Here is a 19,311-nt window from a genome sequence, read left to right as displayed (position 1 = left end):
CCATTTTTACTTTTTGACATATAGATTGCGGCTATGCAGACAAAAAGATTCTGCTACTGTCTTTCTCTCTTTGTTTGAACATCGCATGTGGCAGAAAAAGGCCCTGACCGCTTCTACGCATGGCCAGACGCTCTCGCCTACCTAAAAAGAAAAGGGGTTTTAAATTTGGATTTATATATGGCAAAAAATAAAAGCTAACATCATGCTAGCTTTTATTTTTCCATTATTCTATTTCTAAATCAACGATTAAATATGCTAATAATACGACAAAGTAAATACTTACTCCTGGTGCCGTTAACACATGACCTGCTGTAAAAGCAATTCCTAATGCTAACCCAAGACCAGCAGCTAACAATGCGTACTTGACCGTAAATACTTCACGGAACCTTGTTATTAACACCATTAGGATTCTCAAACCATAATACATAAACGGAATCATAAGAAAAATGAAACCGATAATTCCAAAAGTATAAAACCAATCATGGAAATCTCTCTCAATTATTTTTAGTTCTGAGGCATCTTTAAGGTTACCACCATACCCCATACCAAGTAATTTCTGAGACATAGGTGCTTGTTTATAAAAATCTTCATACGTTTGCATAAATAATTCACGGCCACTGAAAATGAGGGCTTGTGTCTCAGCCTTTTTCTCTTCTTCTTTCTCTTTTACAGTATCCTCTTGTTTAACATGATCTTGTTGGTGTTGCTTTTTTTCCTCTTGTACTTTTTCAAATACTTGATGATGAATCCCTGTATTTTTATATATTGGCGAGAACGGAAAATATCCTGCTACTCCTGCAAATATAACTGTTGCAATTAAACCATTTAACAAATATGGCTTTTTATTACGTTCTTTCCGTTGTAAAAATGCTTGTATAAAGCACATAAAAATAGCAATAGCAAATGTACAAACAATAGCTCCGGCTCCTACTTTCGTTCCAATCGCAAATAATGAAAATATGATTAAAAGAGACGGAATCCAAAAATAACTTTTTGCTAAGCTTGTTGTTTTCTCAATAGAATACAAAATAACAACTGGACATATAATCGCTAAAATGGATCCAAGTTCATTTCCTGCATAAAACCAGCCGCGAGAACCTTCTTTAAAATAGTCATAACTATTATAATCTGTTCCAGTTGCGATAGCGGCAACCATCGTTATATTTATAATTAAAGCTGCATATGCTATATAATTTCTCATCTTTGTATGCATTGTTTCTTTCATCTTTAATGACTTGAATACGAGAATATAGCAACTTATCATCACGAATGGATATAGCGCCTTTGCTATAAACTTAAGATCCTCCATTTGTAGCATCGGATGTTTAATCATTTTATTATTTAAAAATCCTAATCCAAGGACAATTCCTAATCCAAGTAAATATATAATGTATTTTCGATTTTCTTTCACACGAGCTTGCGTAAGAATATAAATGCCACCAAGAGCCATAACAAATAAACGTGTTATCACTCCAACCGTTGCATCGATTTTAAGCTCTAAAATACAAAACGATGTAAGTAAATCTATAATTGGTTGTAATATAATAAAAATCAATAGAAATTGTTCAAATTTATAACTTAAACTATTGTGATTTAACATCTTTACCCCCTATAAATATTGTTGCGTCGTTCCAAATACTTATTATAGCATAAGTTTTCAATTGACTAGATGGTATTTTAATTGAATCATAAAATCTTTTGGTACGTCATTTTCACTTTTTATTTATCTACTGTAACTACTCAGTTACTTTAGGAAAAACCGACAGAAAAGCATTTTTTTAAATGGGCGAGAGGGACTGGCGATGCATAGGAGCGATCAGGGCCTTTTCCTGCCACGTGCAAGGTTTGAAAACAAAAGTAGACAATACGTGCAGGCCCCTGTTGTGTTTGCATGACAGCATTTTATATGCCAAAAAATGAATTTATAAGTAATAGAGAGACACATCTTCACTAGAATCATACCTTTTTCTAAATTTCTAAAAGGTATAGCTGAGTAATTACTATCTACTTATAAATAAAAAAATTGCTGCTATATGAAGCAGGGTCTGTACCATCCAAAAATATTTATATAGCATTTTCAAACGCTTTCTTTCCTTATTCTTTCACTTTTTTTACATGTAGCGAAACAGTAATTGTTATTTTGATAACTTTAGTGTATATTCTTTCCTTGGAACATCTTTAGAAGGAAGGGATTGGAGCGATGTTTTTAATTGATGTATTTACGTTTCTCGGCATTATCGCAGCTGCTATTTCTGGTACATTAGTAGGTTTAAAAAAAGAACTCGATTTATTTGGTGTCCTTTGTTTGTCTGTAGCAACAGCACTTGGCGGCGGAATAATTCGGGATGTTATGATTGGAAACTTGCCTCCAGTTGCATTTGTTCAACCAATTTACTTTTTCATTAGTATTTTAGCAGCATTATTTACTTGTATGTTTTTTGAACGAATTCATAAATTACAAGTTGTTATTATGCTCTCAGACGCTGTCGGTTTAGGCGTATTTACTGCCATCGGTGCAAATGCGGCCATTACTCATCATATGGATGGTTCTTTCTTAGTTGTTTCTATGGGAGTCATTACAGGCATTGGCGGTGGAATTTTACGTGATATGTGCGCGCAAGATATCCCATATGTCTTTCGTAAAGAAATTTATGCAATTGCCTCCATCCTAGGCGCAATTAGCTTCCTTATTACTTATGAGATGGGATCACACGTATTAGCTTTCTACATTTGTTTACTCGTAACATTTGTTATACGTGTCGTAACTTTTATCTATAATGTACATTTCCCAGTCTTTTTTAAAACACATGTAAAAATGAATAAAGGTCATTGATCTATTTTATAAAAGAGAATTCGTAACTACTCAGTTACTTTAGGAAAAACCGACAGAAAAGCATTTTTTTAAATGGGCGAGAGGGACTGGCGATGCATAGGAGCGGTCAGGGCCTTTTCCTGCCACGTGAAAGGTTTGAAAACAAAAGTAGACAATACGTGCAGGCCCCTGCCCTGTTTGCATGACAGCAGTTTATATGCCAAAAAATGAATTTATAAATAATAGAGAGACACATCTTCACTAGAATCATACCCTTTTCTAAATTTCTAAAAGGTATAGCTGAGTAGTTACGAGAATTCTTCTATGAATTCTCTTTTTTTATTGTATAAATCTTCTTAATTTCATATAACAATATAGAGAAAATGTAAAAAAATAGATATAATAAACAAGGTGGCAATATTGGAAACGCTTTAACGAGGGGTTTTTTACAAGGAGAGAAAGACATATATACAGGGGGATCGATTATGCTAAGGCTTTTTAAAAGGGAAAGTAATCAAACGAAAGAAAGAAGTATAAAAGAACAAAGTAAAGATAAGACCGTAACATTTCTTGTACCTAAAGATTCCGATTTAGCCGTACAAATGAACATGTTACACGTAACAAAAGAAGATTTACAGGTTGTAAAAGTGCTACAACCTTTTATTTATGAACAATTGGATTGGATTACAAAGAAATTTTACGAAAATATTACAAAACAACCACACCTCATACATATCATTGAAAAATATAGTTCCGTTCAAAAACTACAAATAACATTAAAAAAACATATTGAACAATTATTTAGCGGTGATATTGACGAGGAATTTATTCAACGTCGCGTTCAAATTGCACGAAGACATGTAAAAATTGGTTTACATAGAAAATGGTATACATCTGCATATCAAGAATTATTCCGTTCTATCATTAAAATTTTTAAAGAGAAATTCACAAAAATTGAAGATTTTGCTTGCGCTGTACATGTACTAAACAAGCTCTTTACGCTTGAGCAGGAGCTTGTGTTAACGGCATACGAACAAGAATATGAGGCAATTCGTAAAGAACATGAACAAGAAAAAGAAATTGCCCAAATGACAATCAACCAAATTGCCCAAGAGCTTGCTGTTGTATCAGAGAAAACAAACACCTCCATTCACCAGTTAACGGAGCAATCAGAAAACATGATCGACATTGCAAAAAAAGGTACATCACTAGCCATACAATCGGAGCAAAAAGCAAATCAAGGAAAACAACAGCTTCATATTCAAAATCAGCGCATGGAAAGCATAAAGGGCAGCATGCAAACCATTATTCAAGATACACAGGAACTACTCGTCATTTCAAAAAAAATTAATGAAATTATCGATATTGTAAAATCGATTGCTGATCAAACAAACTTACTTGCCTTAAATGCAGCAATTGAATCTGCACGTGCTGGTGAATTTGGGAAAGGATTTGCAGTTGTAGCAGGGGAAATTCGCAAGTTATCAGAGCAAACAAAAGAGTCTATTTCAAACGTAACGAAGCTTGTTGAAAAAACAAATGAACAAATTACGCATGTTTCATCTTCTGTTGAACAAATTAATAATCTTGTCTCTGACGGAACAAATAGCATGAATGAAACTGATAGTTACTTTGAAGAAATTGTGAAAGATATGTCTAGTTCAAAAGAACAAACTCAAAAAATTGAAAGTGAACTTGAATTCATTACACATGTTATAAAATCAATCGAAGAGGCTTCTACAAACATGTCCCGAACAGCTGATAGTTTAATGTCAGAATTAAATCGATAAAACAAAACTCCTATGAGTGAGGAAGAAACACATCCACGCTCTTAGGAGTTTTACTTTTTAAAAAATAGTTTTTGGCAATACTGATTTATCACATATATCCCATAGCTTTGTAATATCAATAAACTTGGAACTAATACACCCTCATATACAATATGCATATTCATAAACCTTGTACATAAATAGCCCGCAATAATGAGTAGAAACAGCATATAATTTCTATTTTCCTGTTTTTGAACTAGAAGATGTAACATAGAAATTGCTGCAAATATCGTAATCATCATGTATATAAAATATCCACCTTTTATAAAGGTGTTTTTCATTTCTTGTTTCTCTAGCTTTCCTAAACTCATTTGAACAGAATAAAAACGATCCTTCTCTATTTCCTTCAACTTTTTGTTTATAAAATCCATATTATATTCTTTTTTCTCTTGTTCTGTTGTTTTTTTATTTTTTCCTACTAAGACAGATTGAATATATCGATCGTTTGTAAAGGTGTATCGCGAGTTACCTGATGTTCCCAATGCATAACTTACTGCATAATGAACACCATAAAATATAACACATACACCCACTAGTCTAATCAACATTCCTTTTCTATCTGGACTTTGTAAAACTTCTACCAATACAAGATACAGAACAAGAACGGTAATCAAAAATAAACCTAATGGGTGAATCATATTACTGAAAGCAAATAAAGCTGCGGCGATTCCCCACATATACGAATGACTTAAGCCTTTATGTATAAGTAAGTAACAGGCAAAATAAAATAAACATGTTGCCAAATGTTCATTCGTTAACGTAGAACAAAGCATGATATTAGGAATATACAAAGCGTATAATATCGCTGCAATTCGGCCACATTCTTCATGAAACAACTTTGAAGCAAGCTGATAAATAAAATAAGCGGTAGCCCCGCAATATAAAGTATTACATACCTTTAAGACAAACGTTGCATCTCCAAAAAAACGAATAAAAAAGGACTCGTACATAATAAAAGGAGATTGAACTACAGCTTCTAGACTGCTAAAAATAGTATTTCCTTGTGCAACTTGCTTAGCAGCTTCATACATCACATTCATGTCACTTTCGATTGGAACTTTTATTAACACAATGGATAGAAACCGGAGTAACACAGTACCCGAAATAAGAAAAATAATAAATTGTTTATTCGTAAATCGATATTGTAAAATAGAGGTAGTCAGCAAAAGTAAAATGATACAAACACCTAATACAATCGCTAAACTAGAAGAGTTTACGCCAAAAACAGTTTTTACCTCTCCAAAAGAATACCAAAAGGAATATGCAAAAAAGAGGAACATAAGTCCAACTACTACCTTGTTAAAAAAAGCTGAAAAACCTATCTGTACCTTGCCCATAACTTTATTCTATCGCACCTCTTTTTTCTCTTGTTAATAGGTATCTATACGCTTAACTTCATATTTGTAACAAAACGATTTTATCACGAATAAAGAGAATACCGGTACCCTATTTCTATGACAAAGTTAGTAACATCATATATTCTCCTTGCAATGTAAGCGAAATCTCTTTTACACTACAATCTATATACAGAGAAACTTTCATCCACTATTTATAATGAATGATGGACGAAATAAATTAAGTTCTGATGAATATCATTAGAACAAACAAAACAGGAGTAGATAATATGGAAAAGAAATTTATGAGAGAGTCAAGAGCGATAAAAACAACACGTGTTTTTCCCAATGACTTAAACAACCATCAAACATTATTTGGCGGAAAATTATTAGCAGAAATTGATAGCATCGCATCTATCGCTGCTGCGCGCCATAGCCGTGAGCATTGTGTAACTGCTTCTATCGATTCTGTTGATTTCTTAACACCAATTCATCAAACCGATTCTGTTTGCTATGAAGCATTCGTTTGTTATACAGGAAGATCTTCTATGGAAGTATTCGTAAAAATTGTTGCAGAGGATTTATTAGGCGGGCAACGCCGCATTGCTGCTACTTGCTTCATCACTTTCGTCGCATTAAAAGATGGAAAACCAGCCTCTGTACCAGGTGTGATCGCTGAAACAGAGGAAGAGCTCTGGTTATATAACACAGGCGGAGAACGTGCAGAAAAACGAAAAATGAACCGATTAAAAAGTAAGGAAATGGCAGAAGTACTAACTATTCAAAAACCGTGGAATGTATAATTCTACACCCTCTACTTGGCGAATGTATTCGCCAAGTTTTTTATATTTATGAAGAAATACTAAGGCTATTTTCATACATTGTATGCTACTTTGACTGCAAGTAAGAAAAGAATCTACTGTTGCTTTACAAAGTTTATCTGCGGTAAACTTATATCCGTAATTACTTATAATTAAATTACTTACAACAAAGGCAGAAAACGAGTGCAGATTATGACAGTCAAAATTTTAGGATTAAAAATGCGAATTAGACTTTCAATAAAACTCACAAAGGCATTTTATTTCAAGAACTATCAGTGAAAGGTGAAATTATGCAAAAATCAATTGTTTCAAATATTTTCTATAAATTATTGCTCAACACCTTTAATATTATCCTTCCGCTTCTCGTAGGCCCGTATGCATATCGAATGCTTGGTTCGCATTCAATGGGAACAGTTAACTTTAGCGAAACAATTTTTAATTACTTCTTTGTTTTTGCTACATTTGGTGTGTATCAATATGGCTTACGTGAAATTAGCTTAGTGAAAAACGATAAGAAAAAAACTTCACAATTGTTTACAAGTTTATACGTTATTAACTTTACAACTAGTATTCTTGCTTTAATTGCATTTTTACTTTTTAGTTACATTGGCTATGGAAATAAAGATGTGTTTCCTGTCCTCCTTATTTTTGGATTCAACTTTATTTCGAGTTTATTTTATGTAGAATGGTACAATGAAGCACATGAAAATTATGATTTCATTGCAAAAAAAACAGTTATTGTTCGTCTCATTTATGTTGTCCTTTTATTCATTTTCGTTCATGGTGCAAATGATTACAAACAATTTGCAGGTTTATTAGTTTTATCAACATTTTTAAACCATTTTATCAGTTTTATATATGTAAAACGTCAAGTTAAGTTTGATTTTTCCAACATAACCATTGTTCCACATTTAAAACCGTTAGTTTTAGTTGTTATCTTTTCAAATGCAAGTATCCTGTATACACAATTAGACCGACTATTATTAGGCGAGTATGCTGGTAAATCCGAACTTGCTTACTACGTCATGGCTTTTCAAATTATGACGATTATTAATACACTTATGTTAAGTGTAATTCAAGTTACAGTTCCACGACTCTCTTATTTATCAGGAAATGCAGACGAAAAAGAGTATGAAGCACTATTAAATAAAATCTCAAAAGTGTACTTTATTGCACTATTTCCAGCTGCTATTGGCTTAATGCTTATCGCTCATGTGGCTGTTATTATTTATGGAGGAAATGAATTTGCTAACGCTGGTGATACATTAGTTGCTTTTGCATTATACATGATTTCAATAGGGATCGAATCCATCTTATCGAATCAAATTATTTACGTAAAAAAGAAAGAAAGCATTTTGGTACGTTTTTTATTCATTGGTGGTTTTGTAAACCTTATCTTAAATATCTCTCTTATCGTTTTTCATGTATTCACACCGACAACAGCAATTTTCACAACTACTATTGCGACCTGCTTGCTAATTGTATTGGAATATATATACATAAAAAAGAAACTGAAAGTAAATTACACATTATTCGATATGTCGAAACTAAAATATCTCTTCTATTCACTTACATTTGTACCGTTATCATATCTCATCCATATAACAATATCAGGAAAAATTCTTTCTGTTTTGGTTATCATCATCACATGCGGATGTGTATATGCCTTAATTTTATTAATAACAAAAGATGAGATATTGTTTACGTTTTTAGATAAAATTAAAGGAAAACTGAAGAAAAAATGATGTAAGTAACAAAACACCATCTTGCATGTTTAAGCGAATAAAACTTCTTTAAAGGAGCTGTTCCGATTGAAATTCTCTTTAATCATGGCGACTTGCGGCAGACGTGATGATATTATAGATTTACTAAAATCGTTAGAAAAACAAACATATAAAGGCTTTGAACTCATTGTAGTCGACCAAAACGATACACCAATCGCTAATTTATTTAATGACTATAAAGAAAAATTCCCAATCAATTATATATACACACCAATCAAAGGACTCTCCCGTGCGCGAAACACAGGTTTAAAAGTAGCTGATGGTGATGTTATCGCTTTTCCAGATGACGACTGTATTTATGAAACAAATGTGTTAGAAAACATTCAAGAAACGTTTAAACAAAATAAAAATATTCATTTTATTTCTACCAATACAACAAATGTAGAAGGGACAGGCTCTTTAATACACGCTCCTAATACAGATATTATTTTAAATAATAAATATGGATTCATGGGCCCTTCCTTTGCCCTCTTCTTCACGAAACAATTTGTACAAGATGTAGGCACTTTTGATGAAGACTTAGGAGTTGGAGCGGGAACAATTTACGGAGCTGGTGAAGAAACTGACTTTGTACTTCGTGGTATGAAGAATGGATATACAGGTTTATTTAAGAAAGATCTTTTCGTATATCATCCAGTAAAAGAAGAGATTATTAATGAGCAATCATTAAAAAGAGCTATTTCCTATGCCGGCGGTTTCGGAAGAGTCATTCGCTTACATTATGGATTCCCTTACTTTTTACGTGCCATTGCCGCTGCTTTATTCCGTGCAATGCAAAACATCTCTAATGATAAACGAAAATTCCATACAAATCGCTTAAAAGGGATTGTTAGAGGATACTTTAAATAAAGTGAAACTTTAATCAGTGGGGGTTTTACGGGCAGTTTATCTCCCCCCTAACTTCTTTAGAAAAATGGAAGCGGCTCGCTCAGAATCGTAGAGCGTTGGAGCCGGACAATGCTTTCGCCGAATTTTGAGGTGGGAGTATTACTGCCCACGAATAGCGGGATAAATAAGTTCATACCAGCAGTAAGCCCCCCGTCCACAATATTGAGGTAGGGGGCTTACTGCTGGTAAATAGCACGATCAATTACAACTTTCATCAACTGATCTCGAATAAGCAGGAGAAAAAAAAGAGAAACTGTCCCAGGGGAACAGTTTCTCTTTATACAAGGGGTCTTTTCGTAAAAACAAGGGGTTTTTTATAATCTCTAAACAAGATAAGACGAATACACTAATGACTATTTATCATATTGGTATACAGCACACATTCTCGTATTTTTTATCATTATGTTTATTCATCTTTACAGTGTTTGTACCACCTTACTGACTAAATTTTATAATATATAAAAGAACTCCACTATCGATTTAGCTTACAAGAACATTACATTGTTGTAATAAAAATCACATTGTTGTAATAAAAAATCCCATAAAATTACAGTTAGTTCCCATAAGAAATACGCAATCATTCAAAGATAAAAGATAGCATTATATTTAAGAATTTAGTATCATGATTCAAGATACTATTATAAATTGAAAAACCGACCTAAAATCTCTTTCTTTTTGCAAGAGCATCTGAACATAAGGATGAAAACAAAGGGAGAAAGCGAATGAGGTCATTTTTTATGCTGCGTAGCAGCGACTTTTATATTAAAAGATTAAAATGAATTTATATATTTCAAACAGGGCGGAGGACACTATGAGCTTATTAACAGTTGAAAATCTAGGTCATACTTTTGGTGACCGTACACTATTTAAAGATGTATCAATGCGTTTATTAGCAGGAGAACATGTCGGATTAGTCGGTGCAAATGGTGTTGGTAAATCAACATTTATGAATATTATTACAGGGCAACTGATTCATGATCAAGGTCGTGTAGAATGGACACCAGGCACACACTATGGATATTTAGATCAACACACAATTTTAACACCTGGACGAACGATTCGTGATGTATTAACGGATGCGTTCTTACCTTTATTTGAAAAAGAAAAAGAGTTAAATACAATTGCTGAACACATGGCAACAGCATCGCCAGAAGAATTAGAAGAACTACTTGAAAAAATGGCAGGAGTGCAAGATGCACTTGAAGCAGGCGGCTTCTATTTATTAGATATTAAAATTGAAGAAGCGGCACGCGGCCTTGGAATTGATGCAATTGGACTAGATCGTGATGTTTCGGCGTTAAGTGGTGGACAACGTACGAAAGTATTGCTTGCGAAGCTATTACTTGAGCAGCCTGAAGTACTATTACTCGATGAGCCAACGAACTATTTAGACGTTGAACATATTCAATGGTTAACAAACTATTTAAAGGAATATCCTCATGCGTTCCTTTTAATTTCCCATGATACAGAGTTTATGAACAAATGTGTAAATGTTATTTTTCATCTTGAATTTTCAAAAATGTCACGTTATACAGCAACATATGAAAAGTTCTTAGAACTAGCAGAAATTAACAAAAATCAACATTTACAAGCATATCAAAAACAACAAGAATTCATTAAACAGCAAGAAGATTTTATTGCGCGAAATAAAGCGCGTTACTCAACAACTGGACGTGCAAAAAGCCGTCAAAAACAACTCAATCGTATGGAACGTATTGATCGTCCAGAAACTGCTATGAAACCGGAGTTTTCTTTTAAAGAATGCCGTGCAAGCAGTCGTTTTGTCTTTGAAGGAGAAGATGTAGAAATCGGCTACACACACACCCTATTACCGAAGTTAACAATGACAATTGAACGCGGTGAAAAAATTGCCATTGTTGGATGTAACGGGGTCGGAAAATCAACATTACTTAAAACGATTCTTGGAAAAATTAAACCGCTAAGCGGGAAAATTAGTCTTGGTGATTTCTTAGAGCCCGCTTATTTTGAACAAGAAGTTAAGGCTGAAAGTATTACGCCAATTGATAATGTATGGAATGCGTTCCCGCACTTAGATCAGCATCAAGTACGTGCAATGCTTGCGAAATGCGGCTTAAAAAATGAACATATTTCTCGTCCACTGAGCCAATTAAGTGGTGGTGAACAAGCAAAAGTTCGTTTATGCAAATTAATGGCAACAGAAAGTAACTGGCTATTATTTGACGAGCCAACAAACCATCTCGACGTAACAGCAAAAGAAGAATTACAGCGTGCTATGAAAGCATATAAAGGTACAATCGTTCTTGTTTGTCACGAACCAGATTTTTATGAAGGTTGGATTACAAAAGTATGGAACGTAGAAGAATGGGCAGAGAAAGCAGCTCAACAATAAAGTGAAACTTCCCTTAGCAGTGATGGTGAACCAATCAAGGTCTTACTGTTCACAAATAACGGGATAAAAATATGCCTCTTGTCTAAACAAGGGGCATATTTTATTATTTTTTCTTTCTGAAAAACATTTTACCTTGTTGAAAAAAATTGTATTCTTATAAAGTAAAACTTCCAGTTCTTAAGCGCGATAAATAGTGCGCTTTATTCCTGTATAAATCATTATATGCAACAAGGGGTGTATCCAATCATGTTAACCATACAATGGAATCGTTTCAGTTCATTGTTAGCAAAGTGCCTCACAATTTTGTGCTTACTTATCTTTGCTTTTTCTATTTGGAATTCTTATTCAACTGTTAAAGAAACTCTATTCATTCGAACACTTATTAGTGCTCCCATTATAATTATCACCATGATTTTGCTTATACTACTAACTTATCTTTGTAATACATACTTTTCAAAAACTACATTTATTATTTTATTAACACTTTGTGCGTTTGCCACTCGATTTATTTGGATTCTAAAAATCCCAACACCAGTTGAATCTGACTTTGCATTAATGTATGAGAGTGCTGTACAAGCTGCTCACGGCAACTTTAGTTTTTCGAGTTCTCCATACTACACAACATGGGTGTATCAACTAGGATTTACGATGTATCAAGCTTTCGTCATCAAATTATTTGGTAACCATATATTCATTTTAAAGTTGTTAAATGTCCTTTATTGTACAGGAACTACACTATGTGTATATGGCATTACAAGCAAAATTTTCAATGAGTGGACTGGTCGCATAGCTGGATTACTATATGCTTTTTATATTTCAAGCATTATGATGAGTTCTGTCTTAACCAATGAACACCTTGCAACATTTTTATTTTATTTAGGATTCTATTTACTAGTAACAAAAGGGATCCACAGTAAATATACTTGGATTTTTGTCGGAATTACACTAGCGCTTGGTGATATAATACGCCCTCTAGGCAGTCTCATTTTATTAGCAGTTATCATTTACCTATTCCTTCATGGATTTCTTGGAAAAGATAAACAAACAATGTTCACTACAACAAAGAAACTCATTGGTATTCTTGTTGTCTTTTACGCTGTCCATTATATTGTAAGCTCTCTGTTCATTGCTACAGGAGTTACAAAATATCCTTTATCTAATCGTGACCCTCTTTGGAAATTTGTCATAGGGCTTAACCACGAAACAGCAGGATCATATTCAGGATCAGATGCTGAACAAATCTTGGGTCTAGAAATAGGTGAAGAACGAAAAGCAGTAGAAACAAAACTCATTAAAGAACGAATTGCAGATAAAGAAAAGCTATTCACGCTCTTTGGAGATAAATTTTCCTCTATGTGGGGGGATATTGACTCCGCTGGTTACTGGAGCTTAAATCAATTAAATAAAAAAGAATTAATTGATACATCCATGAAATATGAAAAATATGTGTATATGGCAACTATGTTATTTGGTGTGATTGGATTATTATCCCTTCTTTTCACAAAACCGAAAAACCTTCAATATACATTATTTCTCTTACTTATTATCGGATATATATCTGTTCATTTTTTAATAGAGATACAGACAAGGTATCGATATTTTATCATTCCTAGCTTCTTCATTATTCAAAGCTATGGAATCTATGTAATTCATCAATATATAAGAAAAAAAACTATATGATTACCATTCCTATATAAATACAAGTTGAAAAATGACATATAAAATGTTCACATTCGAAAAGATACTGGAGATTTTCGGAGCATTGATTGTACCGGATGTGTTCCAATATAACAACAGCCTGTTCCAAAAATGAAATAAATGGAACAGGCTGTTATCCTTTTTAGCGTCTAAACAAGATGAGAAAATCCCCATATCCTTCTTTCTCTAAATCCTCTTTAGGGATAAAGCGCAATGCTGCAGAGTTAATACAATAACGCAAACCATTCGGTCCTGGTCCATCTGGAAATACGTGTCCCAAATGAGAATCTGCTTCTTTACTGCGTACTTCCGTTCTCGTCATATTATGACTAACATCCATTTTTTCTTTTATACTTGCTGATAGCATCGGTTTCGTAAAACTAGGCCACCCACAACCACTATCAAATTTATCTAACGAACTAAATAAAGGCTCTCCTGATATGATATCAACATAAATACCTTCTTCTTTATGGCCCCAATATTCATTTTGAAAAGGTGGTTCTGTTCCATTTTCTTGTGTAACATAAAATTGCATATCAGTAAGCTTTTCCTTTAAATGAGTATTATCCTTTGGCCAATATTTTTTGATAAACGCATCGCGCCCTGATCCTTGGCGATATAGCGCGTAGCGAAACGAATTTTTCTCATGATAACCTTGATGATACTCTTCCGCAGAATAAAATGTTGCAGCTGGTAAAATTTTCGTGACAATCGGCTTCGAAAAACGTCCGCTTTCTTCTAGCTCACGTTTAGATACTTCTGCGGCTTTACGCTGCTCTTCACTATGATAGAAAATGGCTGTTTCATATGATTGTCCACGATCATGAAATTGGCCTCCAGCATCAGTTGGGTCAATTTGTTGCCAATATAAGTGAAGTAATTGCTCATACGGCATACGCTCTGGATCAAAAGTAATTTGTACCGCTTCATAATGCCCAGTTGTCTCTGAACAAACTTCTTTGTATGTTGGATTTTCCTTATGTCCACCTGTATATCCAGATACAATCTTTATAACGCCATCCATTTCCTCAAATGGCGACACCATGCACCAAAAACAGCCTCCAGCAAATGTTGCAAATTCATATTTTTCGTTTACAACCACTTCTTCACCCCATTATCTTTTCTTACAGTATGGCATACGAAAATATAAGTTATAAATAAAAAAGCATCAAAATAGATGCTTTTTATTTCTTATTTACTGTTTCTTCTTTTTCGTCACTTATTACTTCTAACACATCGAGTAAAAACATAAAAATTGGAATCCCTATAATCAATCCCCATACACCTAAAAAGTGTTCAGAGAAAATTAAAATCATAAATGTATAAAATATAGGTAAATTTGTTTTTTCTGACATAAACTTTGGATTTAAGAAGTAACTTTCAATCGCATGAATGACTGCCACGATAATTAAAACGTATAAAATATACACCATACCACCGGTATTATAAGCAATTATACAAAGCGGAAACAGCGAAATAATTACACCTGCGACTGGAATAAGACCAAGCAAGAAGATCATTAAAGCTAGTCCAAGCAACTGCGGGAAACCTAAAATCCAAAGTGTAATAGTTGATAACACACAATTTACAATCGCGATAAGAAATTGCGCCTCAATCACTTTTCCGAATGAGCGAGCAAATTTTCTTCCAAAATACTCAATTTCATTATAGAAAACAGCTAGCTTACTTTCTTTGAACTTCGCTGTAAACATAACAATTCTAGACTTTTCTAGTAAGAAAAATAAGCTTAAAATAAGGGAAAGTAAAATTTGCAAACTTACTTTCCAAACATTTGCTAGCGAATTATAAATAATATCAACGCCTTGATTCACATACTTCGATAATTCCACGTGGTCAATTGCAGAAACTAGATATCTAATTACCTCATTATCAGGTGGATTTCGTACAAATACATTGAACTGATATACAAGTTGCGTAACTTGCACCAGTAAAACTGGTACATATTTGTACAATGTAATAACGATTCCACTAATCAATGCTACATATAAAAATGCAATAATGATCTTCCTATTAATCGGTAAAAAATGTTCCAACTTGCGAGAAATAAATTTTTGAAATCTATCCATTAAATACGTAAGAATAAATGTAATCAAAATTAAATTAAACATGCTTTTCATCCCATATAAGATGAGCACAAGTAATCCTAATACGACTAATCTCTGAAATCCTTTGCTTTGAAACAGGTTTTTTATTTGCATAATCGAAGCGTGATCTCTCCTGTCCATTCATTTTTATCTTAATTTCATTTTACAATATAAATGATACTTTCAGAACGTATTATTATAAACTAAATAAAAAGTTTTATTATGAGGCGTTAAAAATCGACATATAAGCAGTTTGGTACAAGGTTTAAGAAAACCAGTACATGCCGCAGTGACCTATAGAAAAAAACCTCATCCGCTTTAACTATAGATGAGGTTTTTAGTCATATACTCTATTTTCTTCTGTTTCACTTTAATTTCTTTACTAAAGAGTAGAGCAAATCTTTTTGTTGTTCAGTTGTCACAGTAAACCACAAATTTTACAAACTTTTATCCCTATAGAGTAGGTATTTTCTTTCTGCTCCTTCTACAAATTGCGTATGCTCAGCAACTAAACGATAATTTTCACGAAGATAAGGAACTGTAACCTGATTTGGGCTCATTTTTGGATCAACTCTTAATACAACAAATTTAACTTTTCTCTCTTTTATATAACGATGTTGTTCATCCATATTTTCAGGATATTCATTATAATCAATGTTTTGTCTTTCAAAATAGCGGATATTCGGTACAATATCTGCCGCTAAATAAAATCCCCCATCTAACTCACCATAATTTAATAATGTTGGATTCGGTTCTTGATTCATAATTTCTGCAAATTTTTCTTGTGCAAGAGGTTCCTTCTGATAGAACTTTGAAGACTTCATGTTTGAATTATAACCGAAGCAAAAGAAAATTGTTGCCACTGCCATCATTGATAGGGCAAACCATTTACTTTTACCAAGAGTAATCTGCGACTTGATGTTAGCATTTTGAATAAAATGAGCGATTGCTATCAATCCAAATAGCCCTAAAGGAGTTATAATAAGAAAGTAGTATGGATAGCCTCTTCCTCCAATATATACCCCTACTATTAAGAAAATGACAGTACTTAATAGCATCCATTTTTGACTTCTATCTTTAAAATACTTCCATGTAAACATAAAATCAATTAAACCAACAATAATTAACACTTTACTTTCGAAATTACCATTAAATGCATCTCCAAAAGTAAAGGCGAAATTGGCAAGTTTTTCAACTGTACCAACTTGTGATGAATAAGTACCAAGATTAAATTTTAAATACACATCTATCAAATCTTGAATTGCATGATTCATACCAAAATAGATAAACCATGGAATACTTGCAAGAACTAGCCCCGCAAACGTGAAAACAATTGCGTTCATTAAGTCCTTCCATCTTTTTTCACCTATACAAATAAATAAAATTGCAAGGTAGAATCCAATCCAAGCCCCGACAAGGGTAAATTTAATCCAAAACACGCAGGCAATCATAATCCCATTTAGAAGAAAAATTCCCCGTTTAAATAGAGAGTCAGAGCCATACTTATAATATTTAAATATCATATAAAGAAGTGTCATTATGAAAGGAATTGAAAACTCTTCAGCACTATCCCCAAAACGAAATGCATTTTGATTTAATACTAATACTGGGAAAAAAATAGATATAAGTGCAGAAGGCATCCAATTCAAATAAAGGCGGGAAATCTTGAATGCTAAAACAACGTTAGCAAACATCGCAAGACTTTCCAGTATGTATACTCCAACGAAAGTAGTATGAGAAAACGAATAAGCTAATGCATGCAAACCATATAACAAAGGACCCTTTTGTTCAAAAATATCTTGGTAAGGGACTACTCCATTAGCCATACCTTTTCCAACTGTAAAAAAGGCATTAGAATCTACCCACTCACTTAACGTAAAAAATGGAGATGTCTGTGTAAAAAACAACATAATAAAAAAGGAATAAAAAAATAAAAAGATATTTAGTTTTTCAAATGATAATGTATTTATCCTGAGATCATTAAACCTAACTGACTTTTTCATTTCTTTTAAGTCTTCCTCTCATTCATTTAATTAAGGCCGAGAACATTTGATAGTTAGCTTTAAATGCCATGCCAATGTAATACCTATCCTAAAAATTCATCCCCATCTTCAGACACGTACTAGGCAATAACCCAGCAGTAAGATGGGGATGATTTTGATTAGACACTGCCTAAAATAATTCTTAGTAAATATTTAAAAGGTTTGTCCATCCTAAGAGTTTATTTCGTTTCGTAAATATTGGTAGAAACCTGCAACTTCTTATGTAAGAATGATTTGCTACGGAATTCTCCTTAGTTATACAGTCAACGAAGAACTAATACTAGACTAATAGCATTTTTTACAAATACCCACCTCGAAATACTCTTAAGTGCGGATGGATTTCCTTACTTTCTATTTACTTTTTAATCAATTCTGATACGTATTCTTTTTGTTTTTCAAGAACACTATTCTTTTCAATTGTATATCTTGGACGCCCTTTTGTTTCTTTAAAGATTTTTCCTATATATTCACCAATAATTCCAATTGCCAGCAACTGTACTCCTCCAACAATCCAAATGGATAACATCAATGAAGTCCAACCACTAGTTGTATATGAAAAAACTTTTGCAAATAATGCATAAAGAGCAATTCCTATCCCGATAAGTACCATCAAAAATCCTAAATATGAAACAAATCTTATTGGTGCAACGCTAAATGAAGTAAGTCCGTCAAAAGCGAAGGCAATCATTTTCTTTAATGGGTACTTTGATTCACCAGCGAATCTTTCTTTGCGGTCATAATAAACATTAGTAGATTTAAAGCCTAATAGGGGAACAATTCCACGAATAAATAAGTTTTCTTCTTGATATTTTATAAATTCATCTAATGCCCTTTTGCTCATTAAACGATAATCTGCATGGTTGGGTACTAACTTAACACCCATTTTTCCCATTAAACTGTAAAACCATAAAGCAGTGTTTCTTTTAAATTTAGTGTCAGTATCTCTCTTATCTCGAACTCCGTATACAATCTCATAACCTTCTTGATATTTATCAATAAATTGATAGATAACATTGACATCATCTTGAAGATCAGCATCTATTGAAACTACACAATCTGAAAACTCTCTTGCCGATTCCAGACCAGCGATTAATGCTCCTTGATGGCCAAAATTTCTACTTAATTTTAATCCTTGAACATACGGATTTGTTGCTGTTTTTTCTTCAATTATGTCCCAAGTATTATCAGAGCTTCCATCATCTACATAAAAAATGATACTTTCATCACTTATTTTGTGATTTGCAACTAAATCGTCCATAACCCTTGTCAGTTCTTTTGTTGTTTCTTCTAATGTAGCTTCTTCATTATAGCAAGGAACAACAATCGTCAATAAAGGTACATTGCGCGCCATTTTTCCACTCCTTAATTTTCAAAAAACTCTATTTCATATATCTTAAAAATTTCTAGCTTCAGTAATGCCCCAATTATTTTAACATATCTAGTTATAAAATGTAATAAAACCCATTGACTTTCAAATTAAAATTATTATTAGATATTGCTTTAACTTCTCTCTCAAACAATAAAGTGAAACTTCCGTAAGTGGGGGTTTTCTTCATCCCCAACTGATGGAAAGCCCGCCCAATCGGACTTTTATGGGCAGTTATCCCACACCTATCTTCTTTAGAAA

Annotated in this window: 14 protein-coding genes and 1 pseudogene; 8 read left to right on the top strand and 7 right to left on the bottom strand. The window is 33.2% G+C overall.

From position 1 onward, the window contains the following. Window positions 1-223: 223 nt before the first annotated feature. A complete protein-coding gene (locus V7024_RS12525; protein WP_335520315.1) occupies window positions 224-1,600 on the bottom strand; it encodes an O-antigen ligase family protein in 1,377 nt (458 codons plus the stop codon). 600 nt (window positions 1,601-2,200) lie between these two features. Here V7024_RS12525 and V7024_RS12520 point away from each other — a divergent pair. From V7024_RS12520 to V7024_RS24430, 3 genes and pseudogenes are all read left to right on the top strand, one after another. Continuing rightward, on the top strand, window positions 2,201-2,833 hold the full coding sequence (locus tag V7024_RS12520) for a trimeric intracellular cation channel family protein (RefSeq protein WP_335520312.1): 633 nt from the start codon (window positions 2,201-2,203) through the stop codon (window positions 2,831-2,833). 464 nt (window positions 2,834-3,297) lie between these two features. Next, window positions 3,298-3,846 (top strand): annotated as a pseudogene (locus V7024_RS24435) (protoglobin domain-containing protein); the annotation flags it as partial. A 54-nt stretch (window positions 3,847-3,900) separates the two neighbouring features. Then, on the top strand, window positions 3,901-4,602 hold the full coding sequence (locus V7024_RS24430) for a methyl-accepting chemotaxis protein (protein WP_438824463.1): 702 nt from the start codon (window positions 3,901-3,903) through the stop codon (window positions 4,600-4,602). 50 nt (window positions 4,603-4,652) lie between these two features. Here the strand turns inward: V7024_RS24430 and V7024_RS12510 are convergent, their stop codons facing one another. Beyond that, window positions 4,653-5,921: an ArnT family glycosyltransferase gene (locus tag V7024_RS12510; RefSeq protein WP_335520306.1), complete on the bottom strand. Its 1,269-nt coding sequence runs from the start codon at window positions 5,919-5,921 to the stop codon at window positions 4,653-4,655. 344 nt (window positions 5,922-6,265) lie between these two features. Between V7024_RS12510 and V7024_RS12505 the strand changes: the two genes are divergently transcribed. The 5 genes from V7024_RS12505 (at window position 6,266) to V7024_RS12485 (ending at window position 13,519) form a co-directional block, all read left to right on the top strand. Beyond that, entirely contained in the window at window positions 6,266-6,778 is a 513-nt protein-coding gene (locus tag V7024_RS12505; protein ID WP_020059704.1) for an acyl-CoA thioesterase, read from the top strand. A gap of 308 nt (window positions 6,779-7,086) precedes the next feature. After that, window positions 7,087-8,541 carry an oligosaccharide flippase family protein gene (locus V7024_RS12500; RefSeq protein WP_335520303.1) on the top strand — a complete coding sequence of 485 codons (1,455 nt, stop codon included), beginning with the start codon at window positions 7,087-7,089 and terminating at the stop codon, window positions 8,539-8,541. A gap of 66 nt (window positions 8,542-8,607) precedes the next feature. Continuing rightward, on the top strand, window positions 8,608-9,429 hold the full coding sequence (locus V7024_RS12495; RefSeq protein WP_335520301.1) for a glycosyltransferase family 2 protein: 822 nt from the start codon (window positions 8,608-8,610) through the stop codon (window positions 9,427-9,429). A gap of 850 nt (window positions 9,430-10,279) precedes the next feature. Continuing rightward, a complete protein-coding gene (locus V7024_RS12490) occupies window positions 10,280-11,839 on the top strand; it encodes an ABC-F family ATP-binding cassette domain-containing protein (protein WP_335520298.1) in 1,560 nt (519 codons plus the stop codon). Window positions 11,840-12,085: 246 nt separating this feature from the next. Beyond that, window positions 12,086-13,519 (top strand): glycosyltransferase family 39 protein, encoded by a 1,434-nt coding sequence (locus tag V7024_RS12485; protein ID WP_335520295.1) that lies wholly within the window; start codon window positions 12,086-12,088, stop codon window positions 13,517-13,519. Window positions 13,520-13,679: 160 nt separating this feature from the next. Here V7024_RS12485 and msrB read toward each other — a convergent pair whose 3' ends face one another. From msrB to V7024_RS12460, 5 genes are all read right to left on the bottom strand, one after another. Then, a complete protein-coding gene (gene msrB, locus V7024_RS12480; RefSeq protein WP_335520290.1) occupies window positions 13,680-14,639 on the bottom strand; it encodes a peptide-methionine (R)-S-oxide reductase MsrB in 960 nt (319 codons plus the stop codon). Window positions 14,640-14,721: 82 nt separating this feature from the next. Next, complete coding sequence (locus V7024_RS12475) at window positions 14,722-15,756, bottom strand: AI-2E family transporter (RefSeq protein WP_335520287.1); 1,035 nt, start codon at window positions 15,754-15,756, stop codon at window positions 14,722-14,724. Between the two features lie 323 nt (window positions 15,757-16,079). Further along, complete coding sequence (locus V7024_RS12470; RefSeq protein ID WP_335520284.1) at window positions 16,080-17,468, bottom strand: hypothetical protein; 1,389 nt, start codon at window positions 17,466-17,468, stop codon at window positions 16,080-16,082. Between the two features lie 571 nt (window positions 17,469-18,039). Continuing rightward, window positions 18,040-19,035: a glycosyltransferase family 2 protein gene (locus V7024_RS12465; RefSeq protein ID WP_335520281.1), complete on the bottom strand. Its 996-nt coding sequence runs from the start codon at window positions 19,033-19,035 to the stop codon at window positions 18,040-18,042. A 91-nt stretch (window positions 19,036-19,126) separates the two neighbouring features. Continuing rightward, the coding region (locus V7024_RS12460) for a hypothetical protein (protein ID WP_335520278.1) at window positions 19,127-19,311 on the bottom strand (185 nt) is incomplete at its 5' end.

The organism is Bacillus sp. JJ864 (assembly GCF_036963045.1).
Taxonomy (GTDB): domain Bacteria; phylum Bacillota; class Bacilli; order Bacillales; family Bacillaceae_G; genus Bacillus_A; species Bacillus_A pseudomycoides_C.
This window is presented reverse-complemented; position numbering and strand designations above follow the sequence as displayed.